Consider the following 8099-nt stretch of genomic DNA (forward strand, 5'->3'; position numbering starts at 1 on the left):
GTCCCCGTACATACTATCCCGACCGTTGACAGGCACCCCATCCACTGCGCACGGCAGAGCCGCGACGACAGACACCTAGGCAGCAAGTGCCACCTCGGCGTGGTCTCCGTGGCGCGCGATCCGCATGGACAGGTCCAGCTTCACGTCCGACGCCATGGCAACCATGGACCTCGAACATATAATGTTGGAAGCTTCGTTTGTTCAAGATCTGGTTGCAGATTTTTCACTGATAAAGCAGAAACTTGCTTCATGTCCTTCGGATAGGGAGTTATTTGCTCCCCCGGGTTGTGATTTTCTTCTACAGTTTTGCAAGTCGGCTGCGTGACCAGATCGATCCAGCAGCGCCGCGTCTGCGGCGCAAAAAGAGTCTTTCGCGCTCAAGGACTTGAGCGCGCTGGATGCCGGATCAAGTCCGGCATGACGGCAGAAGGGGCCAGCGCCGAGAAATCAGCGGCCCGGCCGGCCGGTCTTCCCCTTCGTCCGGCCCTTGCGCTTCTGGTCCACCGGGTCCTCGTAGGAGCCGACGCCGGTCTTGCCGCGGACGAGGGGGCGGGGGTCGTCTGGCTGCGCCGTCCTTAAGCTCCTGCTGGCGTCGTCGCTGACGGGGTCCCCGGCGTGTTCCGGCTGGCCTTCCAAGAGCGGCGAGAAGCGCTTCTTGGTGCTGACCGATTCCGCCGGACGGTCCGGCAGCTTGCCGGTGACCGGTTTTTCGGTGCGGCCGACGGTCATTTCGTCGAGGCTGTTGCGGCGGAAGAGGGATTGCCCCTCCCCAACCCTCCCCACAGGGGGGAGGGACCCTGTCGCGTCTGCCTGTCCGCTGCGGCTTGAGCCGCGGCCTCTGGGTTCGGCGATGTCGCGGCCCATGTCGTCGAGAGAGGGTTTGGCGAAGTAGGAGGTTCCACGCTCGCCCTCGTGGTTCGAGACGGCCCTTTGGGCCTCCTCACCATGAGGGCTGGTGTTGGCGCGAGTGGCTTTCCCCTCCCCAACCCTCCCCACAGGGGGGAGGGAGTCTGCTGCGGCGCCCTTTGCGCCCTCATGCTGAGGCGCGGAGGCCGTAGACCGGAGCCTCGAAGCATCCTTGCGGCCAGTTTCCATCGACTTGGCTTCCTCGCGCGCCATCGGGTCGTCCATGACGGCGAGTTCGGCGGCCTTGAGGCGCTTGATCTCGTCGCGCAGTCGGGCGGCTTTTTCGAAGTCGAGGTCGGCGGCGGCGTCGCGCATCTGTTTTTCGAGCGCGTTGAGATGGGCCTGCAGGTTACCGCCGACGAGGTTGCCGCCGTCGGCGAAGCCCTTGCCTGATGCGCCGGAGATGTCGGCGCGGACGTGGTCGCGCTCGTAGACGGAATCGAGGATGTCGGAGATCTTCGCCTTCACCGATTCCGGCGTGATGCCGTGTTCCTCGTTGTAGGCCATCTGCTTTTCGCGGCGCCGCGCGGTTTCCTCCATGGCGCGCGACATCGAGCCGGTGACGGTGTCGGCATAGAGGATCACCTTGCCGTCGACGTTTCGCGCCGCGCGGCCGATCGTCTGAATGAGGGACGTTTCGGAGCGCAAAAAACCTTCCTTGTCGGCGTCGAGGATGGCGACGAAGCCGCATTCGGGAATGTCGAGGCCCTCGCGCAGAAGGTTGATGCCGACGAGGCAGTCGAAGGCGCCGAGGCGCAGATCGCGGATGATCTCGATGCGCTCCAGCGTGTCGATGTCGGAGTGCATGTAGCGGACGCGGATGCCCTGCTCATGCAGGTATTCGGTGAGGTCCTCGGCCATGCGCTTGGTGAGCACGGTGCACAGCGTGCGGTAGCCCTTGGCGGAGGTCTCGCGGATCTCGCCGAGCACGTCGTCGACCTGGGAGCGGGCGGAGCGGACCTCGACGGGCGGGTCGATGAGGCCGGTCGGGCGGATCACCTGTTCGGCGAAGACGCCGCCCGACTGCTCCATTTCCCAGCCGCCGGGGGTGGCGGAGACGGCGACGGTATCCGGGCGCATCGCATCCCATTCCTCGAAGCGCAGCGGCCGGTTGTCCATGCACGACGGCAGGCGGAAGCCGTATTCGGCGAGCGTCGCCTTGCGGCGGAAGTCGCCGCGATACATGCCGCCGATCTGCGGGATGGTGACGTGGCTCTCGTCGATGAAGACGATGGCGTTGTCGGGGATGTATTCGAAGAGGGTGGGCGGCGGATCGCCGGGATCGCGGCCGGTGAGATAGCGCGAATAGTTCTCGATGCCGGCGCAGGAGCCGGTCGCCTCCAACATCTCGATGTCGTAGCGGGTGCGCTGCTCCAGGCGCTGGGCCTCCAGCAGGCGGCCGGCTTTTTCCAGCTCGGCGAGGCGGAGCTTCAGCTCCTCCTTGATCGCCTTGATGGCGCCGTTCAGCGTCGGGCGGGGGGTGACGTAGTGCGAATTGGCGTAGATTTTTACCGATTTCAGGTCGCCGGTCTTCTGGCCGGTCAGCGGGTCGAACTCGGTGATGGCGTCGATCTCGTCGCCGAACATCGAGATGCGCCAGGCGGCGTCTTCCAAGTGAGCCGGGAAGATCTCGATGGTGTCGCCCCGCACGCGGAAGGAGCCGCGCTGGAAATCCATGTCGCGGCGCTTGTACTGCTGGGCGACGAGGTCGGCGAGGAGCTGGCGCTGGTCGAGGCGGTCGCCGACCTCCATCTGGAAGGTCATGGCGGTATAGGTCTCGACCGAGCCGATACCGTAGATGCAGGAGACCGAGGCGACGATGATGCAGTCGTCGCGTTCGAGCAGCGAGCGGGTCGCCGAGTGGCGCATGCGGTCGATCTGCTCGTTGATCGAGGATTCCTTCTCGATATAGGTGTCGGAGCGCGGGACGTAGGCCTCCGGCTGGTAGTAGTCGTAGTAGGAGACGAAATACTCGACGGCGTTATCAGGGAAGAAGTTCTTGAACTCGGAATAGAGCTGGGCGGCGAGCGTCTTGTTGGGCGCGAGGATGACGGCGGGGCGCTGCGTCGCCTCGATCACCTTGGCCATGGTGAAGGTCTTGCCGGAGCCGGTGACGCCGAGCAGCACCTGCGAGCGGTCGCCGTTCTCCAGGCCCTCAACGAGGTCCTTGATGGCGGTCGGCTGGTCGCCGGCGGGCTGGTAGTCGGAGGCCATGCGGATCACGATGCCGCCTTCGGATTTCTCCGGCCGGGCGGGGCGGTGCGGCGTCCAGATCTTGCCGTTCTTGTGCAGCGGATTGCCGCTCTCGATCAACGCCGCCAGCGCCTCGACGGTGGCGGTGACGGCGGTGCCCGCCTTGAGCTCGGCGGCCTCTTCCAGCGTCGTGTTCATGCCGGCCACCGGATTGAGGCCGGCGGCGGCGCGGGTCTTCGGGTCGGTCGAGCCGCCCATGGAGGTGCCGCGCGCCGATTTCGAGGCGGCGATTTCCACCTTCTTGCGGTGCTTGCCCGCCTTGGAGGCGATCTCGCGCTGGGATTCGACGGACGAGGCTTCCGCCTCGGCCTCGAGCTGCTTCACCCAGTCGGCGACGCTGCCGCTCAGGGGAGCGCCTTCGAAGGACGACTGCGGGGCTTCCTCGAAGCCATTCGGGGCGGGAGATTTCTTCGGAGATTTGGCCATGCGCGGAATATGGCGAGAGTCAGCGCGAAAGAAAAGGGGCAAAGAGTACAAAAGGGAAACGAATGAATCGTTCGGTTTTCGCCAACAGTGTGGCGCTCCAGGGTCGCGGGCGAGGGCGCCTCATCTAGGCCGGCGGATGGCGCGGATCTTGCCGCTGTTGCCGCCGCCCGCGAAGAAGCGGTCGCCGCCATCGGATTCGAGGCCGGAGACGGCGGTGCCTTCGGGCATGTCCAGGCTCTGCAGCACCTCGCCGGTGACGGGGTCGATGCGGCGCACGTCACTGTCGTCGCCTTCCCAGGTGCCGTGCCAGAGTTCGCCGTCGACCCAGGTGACGCCGGTGACCATGCGGTTGGATTCGATGGTGCGCAGGATGTCGCCGGTTGCCGGATCGATCTGGTGGATCTTCCGGTCGCGATGCTGGCCGACCCAGAGCGTGCCTTCCGACCAGGCGAGCCCGGAATCGCCGCCGTGTCCGGGGGCCGGAATACTGGACAGCACCGCGCCGGACGCCGGGTCGATCTTCAGGATGCGGTCCCCGGCGATCTGGAAGAGGTGGCGGCCGTCGAAGGCCGTTCCGGCATGAGAGGCGACGTCGATGGAACGAAGCTGCCGGCCGTCGTCCGGATCGAAGGCGTGCAGCTTCTCGCCCGAGGCGAACCAGACCTGCCGGCCGTCGAAGGTGACGCCGGCGACGCTCGGGGCGTCCTCGAAGGGACCATATTCGCGAATGATTTCAGCTACAGATTTTTTCATGGCGTCCATCCTAATCGCTCGGCAGCGGGCCGGGGAGTAACAAAGTTGTCGGGAATGCCACGGCGGGCGGCATCATCCAGCGGCGCGCCCTGCCGTTGCCGAAGGATAACACCTTTCCCGCGCTTGTGAGCGCATCGAGCGCCCGCTGCACGGTGCGCGGGCTGGTTCCGAGGGCGATCGCCAGCGCCGAACTCGACCAGGCTTCGCCGTCCGCCAGCAAGGCGAGCAGGAAGGCATTCTCTTCTTCGACCGGTGGGGCGAGCACAGCGATGTCGCGTTTTCCACGCGGCATCAGCACAAAGCCGCGCTTCGTCGCCCTGATCTCGGCAAGCATTTCCAGAGCCGCGCGAAGCCGCCCGATCTCGACCCGCAGCCGCGCCCGGTGCGATTCATCGGCATGCCTTGCGCGAAAGGCGCGTGACAACAGTAGGGCGCGCGGCGCATCGCCGGGGGCGGCTTCCGCCAGTGTCCGTGCCAGCTCGAAAAGCACCGGCCGTCCGGCGAGCGGTACCACATGGCTGCCGCTGCGCACGACATTGCGGCATGCATCGATCACCAGCGCGTCCGAGGCGAACAGGCGCTCGACCTCCGCAAGCCGGATCACCCGCTCCTCGCCGCGGGCGACAAGGCGTGCGGCGGGCGCATCGAGCACCTGCGCGGCCTGCTCCACCTCGACGCTCAGCGCGGGGATGCCGGCGCTCCGCGCCGCATCAGTCGCCCTTGCCAAAGCTTCCCGTGCGGTCCTTGTCCGCAGCCTCCTGATCTCGATGCCGGCGACCGCCAACTCGTGGCCCGCGCGCAGGGCAGGCGGGAGGGGGGCCGGATCGAGATCGGCAAGGCGGCGTTCGGCTTCGTCGAGATGGCCGATCAACAGCAGGCGGCGCACCTGCAGATTGCCGGCATGCGCGGCGTTGAGGCGGTCGCCGTGGCTTTCCAGCGTCCGGCGTGCGGCATCCAGGGCCTTTTGCGGCCAGGTGAGGTCGCGCGAGACGAGGGCGATTTCGGCTTCGGCAACAATGCAGCGGGCGCGGGCGATGGCTTCGCGCGGTCCGAAGCCGCGCGCGGCAGCTTTCAGCAGGGCCTTGGCGCGGACGAGATCGCCGAGTTGCGCCATCGCGATGCCCCTGAGCGCAAGCGCCGGCGGATCGTCACGCAGGGAGACGCGCTTCAGCGCGCCGAGCGCATCGCCCGAGGCAAGCGCCTGCGCTGCCGCCGTGATCAGCGAGTCCATGCAAATCCCGTCACACTTGTAACTCCCGGCCTTCGTGCTTCCAGCGGTAGTTTATTCCCGACCAGCAGGCAACAGGGCGCGCCGCCAAGCCGGCGACCAGCAACCAAAGGAGACTGAAGATGATGGAACATACAACCGGATCACGGGCGGAGTGGCTTGCAGCAAGGCTTGAACTGCTGGAGCAGGAGAAGGAACTGACGCGGCGCAGCGACGAAGTGGCCGAGCGGCGCCAGCAGCTGCCCTGGGTGAAGATCGACCAGGACTATCGCCTGGAGACAGAGGCGGGAATCGTGCCGCTTTCCGCGCTCTTCAAGGGCCGCTCGCAGCTGCTCGTCTATCATTTCATGTTCGGCCCGGATTATACGGCCGGCTGCCCATCCTGCTCGGCGATCGCCGACGGCTTCAACGGTGTGGTAGTCCATCTGGAAAACCATGATGTCGCGTTCAGCGCCGTATCCCGGGCGCCGCTGGCGAAACTGCAGGAATTCAAGCGGCGCATGGGCTGGACCTTCGACTGGGCCTCGTCGGTCGGTAGCGATTTCAATCATGATTTCAATGTCTGGTTCACGGCGGAGGAGCAGCGCGACGGCATCGAATACAACTACCGCCGCGAGCCGCCGATGCCGGGACCGCTGGCCGCCAGGGGTGGCGAAGGGCCCGCGGCCCAGGTCGCCTCGGCAACGGGAACCGATGTCGCGACCTTTATACGCGAAAGGCCGGGGCTTAGCGCCTTCGTGATGAAGGACGGCGCGATCTATCACGCCTATTCGTCCTATGCGCGCGGACTGGACGGCGTCTGGGGGATGTACCAGTGGCTCGACCGCGCGCCGCTCGGCCGCAACGAGACGGGCATCTGGTGGCGTCACCATGACAAATACGGGGTGAGCTGATGTCGCGGCTACCGCATTCCAACCCCAGCGCCGGCGGCAACGCCGCCGGCCTTTCCTCGGGCGTCGCCCGCTGGCTGTCATTGGCCGCAGCGCCGACCTTCGCGGCCATGGCCTTTCTAACGGCAGGCGGTGCACCGCCCGACATGATCTGCGCCATGCATGGCGCCTCGATATTCGGCGGCATGGTGCCGATGTACCTGCTGATGAGCCTGTTTCATGCCGGTCCCTGGCTGAGACTGGTGGCGGGCGGAGCGGAAAGTGTCCGCCGGCCATGAGCCGGCGGGCGGTCGACTCTTGGAGCGGGAAATTTGCGCCGCTCCCGACCGCTATCGGCCCATGACGGTCATCGGGACTAGGCGGCGCAGCATTTCGCTCCGGTCGCCGGTCCGCAACAGTCGGCAACCTGGACCTGTTCCGCCAACCACCGGTCACGCGGCTTGCAGCTTGCGGCACGCGGCGCAAGTTCGACATGCACCACGCCGTCACAGACAACGGGGGTCGAAGCGCAATAAAGCTGCATTGGCTGCACGCCGTCGCTCACTTCGAAGGTCAGTTTCGCTGAGCCGCCCAGCTGCACATGCTCAGAGACCTTGCGGATGATGGCGGCGAATCTGCCCGCCGGCATATGGGTGCGGTCGCCTTCGTCGATATCCCAAAGCTGTACGAAAATTTCCACCCAAGCCTCCGGGTTGGCTCCGCAGTCGAGTGCCTGGAACTGACCGGCTTTCACTTCGGTGACGTGATAGCCGGGCTTCACGGGGCGGCCGCCATAGTGGAACACTAGAGGCAAATCGCGGGAGGCGGCGAGCCCATCGAGCAGCAGGCCGAGGCTGATATCCTGAGAAAAGGTCTTGTTCACTGCATTCATCTGCGATATTCCTCGTTTCAACATTTCAAGGATTGTTGAAATATGGATGAACGTCAAGCCCTCGCTTCATTTGGCGCGCTTTCCCAGGAAAGCCGCCTGCAGATCGTCCGTATGCTCGTGGTTGCCGGTCCTGATGGCATGGCGGCAGGCACGATTGCGGAAAAGCTCGAAGTCTCGCCGTCGAATGTTTCCTTCCACCTGAAGGAGCTGGATCGCGCCGGCCTTATCAGCCAGCAGCGCGAAGCCCGCTCGATCATCTACACCGCGAATTACGATGCCCTCGGCGGCCTCGTGCGCTTTCTGATGGAAGACTGCTGCGCCGGCCATCCGGAAATCTGCGCGCCGGCGGCCGAGGTTGCGGCCTGCTGCACGCCGGCCGAAGGCAAGGTTCAATGATCACGCTGACGCGGTTGGAGGCTTGAAACTATGACGTCGTTTCCGCTTTCGCGTCGCCTTGTTTCGGAAGGGCTCGGCACGGGCATTGTGGTCGCGACCGTCGTCGGTTCGGGCATCATGGCGGATCGTCTGACCGATGATACGGCGCTAGCTCTGCTCGCCAACACGCTGGCGACGGGGGCAATGCTCGTCGTGCTGATTACCGTTCTCGGGCCGATATCGGGCGCGCATTTCAATCCGGTCGTCTCGCTGGTCTTTGCGCTGCGTCGCGAATTGCCAGCCGCGTCCATGCCGGCCTATATCGCCGCGCAGACTTTTGGCGGCATTGCAGGCACGATGCTCGCGCATGGCATGTTCGCGCTACCCTTGCTGCAGG

8 protein-coding genes are annotated in these 8099 nt (G+C 65.4%); 4 read left to right on the forward strand and 4 right to left on the reverse strand.

Features of this window, described 5'->3' with window-relative positions; genetic code table 11:
* Nucleotides 1-447 precede the first annotated feature (447 nt).
* From uvrB to ACPYOI_RS33400, 3 genes are all read right to left on the reverse strand, one after another.
* Complete coding sequence (gene uvrB / locus ACPYOI_RS33390; protein ID WP_481423974.1) at nt 448-3585, reverse strand: excinuclease ABC subunit UvrB; 3138 nt, start codon at nt 3583-3585, stop codon at nt 448-450.
* 120 nt (nt 3586-3705) lie between these two features.
* The gene (locus ACPYOI_RS33395; protein ID WP_481420059.1) at nt 3706-4338 is read right to left on the reverse strand and encodes a Vgb family protein; all 633 of its coding nucleotides are present in this window, start codon (nt 4336-4338) and stop codon (nt 3706-3708) included.
* 10 nt (nt 4339-4348) lie between these two features.
* On the reverse strand, nt 4349-5569 hold the full coding sequence (locus tag ACPYOI_RS33400; RefSeq protein ID WP_481420058.1) for a helix-turn-helix domain-containing protein: 1221 nt from the start codon (nt 5567-5569) through the stop codon (nt 4349-4351).
* A gap of 119 nt (nt 5570-5688) precedes the next feature.
* On the opposite strand from ACPYOI_RS33400, the gene ACPYOI_RS33405 reads away from it, so the two are divergent.
* Together ACPYOI_RS33405 and ACPYOI_RS33410 are read left to right on the forward strand one after the other, a co-directional pair.
* Complete coding sequence (locus ACPYOI_RS33405) at nt 5689-6459, forward strand: DUF899 domain-containing protein (protein ID WP_481420057.1); 771 nt, start codon at nt 5689-5691, stop codon at nt 6457-6459.
* Complete coding sequence (locus ACPYOI_RS33410; RefSeq protein ID WP_481420056.1) at nt 6459-6734, forward strand: hypothetical protein; 276 nt, start codon at nt 6459-6461, stop codon at nt 6732-6734. Before ACPYOI_RS33405 ends, ACPYOI_RS33410 begins: the two co-directional genes overlap by 1 nt.
* 77 nt (nt 6735-6811) lie before the next feature.
* Here ACPYOI_RS33410 and ACPYOI_RS33415 read toward each other — a convergent pair whose 3' ends face one another.
* Nucleotides 6812-7327, reverse strand: a complete 516-nt coding sequence (locus ACPYOI_RS33415; RefSeq protein ID WP_481420055.1) for a DUF6428 family protein — start codon at nt 7325-7327, stop codon at nt 6812-6814.
* Between the two features lie 42 nt (nt 7328-7369).
* Between ACPYOI_RS33415 and ACPYOI_RS33420 the strand changes: the two genes are divergently transcribed.
* Nucleotides 7370-7723 carry an ArsR/SmtB family transcription factor gene (locus ACPYOI_RS33420; RefSeq protein ID WP_481420054.1) on the forward strand — a complete coding sequence of 118 codons (354 nt, stop codon included), beginning with the start codon at nt 7370-7372 and terminating at the stop codon, nt 7721-7723.
* A 30-nt stretch (nt 7724-7753) separates the two neighbouring features.
* On the forward strand, nt 7754-8099 hold a 346-nt coding region (locus tag ACPYOI_RS33425; protein ID WP_481423975.1), incomplete at its 3' end, for an aquaporin.

This window comes from Rhizobium sp. SVR5-2C (assembly GCF_056755115.1).

Excerpts from the sequence above, each read along its gene's own strand:
- uvrB (WP_481423974.1), bottom strand. The coding sequence starts at position 3,585 with ATGGCCAAATCTCCGAAGAAATCTCCCGCCCCGAATGGCTTCGAGGAA.
- ACPYOI_RS33395 (WP_481420059.1), bottom strand. The coding sequence starts at position 4,338 with ATGAAAAAATCTGTAGCTGAAATCATTCGCGAATATGGTCCCTTCGAG.
- ACPYOI_RS33400 (WP_481420058.1), bottom strand. The coding sequence starts at position 5,569 with ATGGACTCGCTGATCACGGCGGCAGCGCAGGCGCTTGCCTCGGGCGAT.
- ACPYOI_RS33405 (WP_481420057.1), top strand. The coding sequence starts at position 5,689 with ATGATGGAACATACAACCGGATCACGGGCGGAGTGGCTTGCAGCAAGG.
- ACPYOI_RS33410 (WP_481420056.1), top strand. The coding sequence starts at position 6,459 with ATGTCGCGGCTACCGCATTCCAACCCCAGCGCCGGCGGCAACGCCGCC.
- ACPYOI_RS33415 (WP_481420055.1), bottom strand. The coding sequence starts at position 7,327 with ATGAATGCAGTGAACAAGACCTTTTCTCAGGATATCAGCCTCGGCCTG.
- ACPYOI_RS33420 (WP_481420054.1), top strand. The coding sequence starts at position 7,370 with ATGGATGAACGTCAAGCCCTCGCTTCATTTGGCGCGCTTTCCCAGGAA.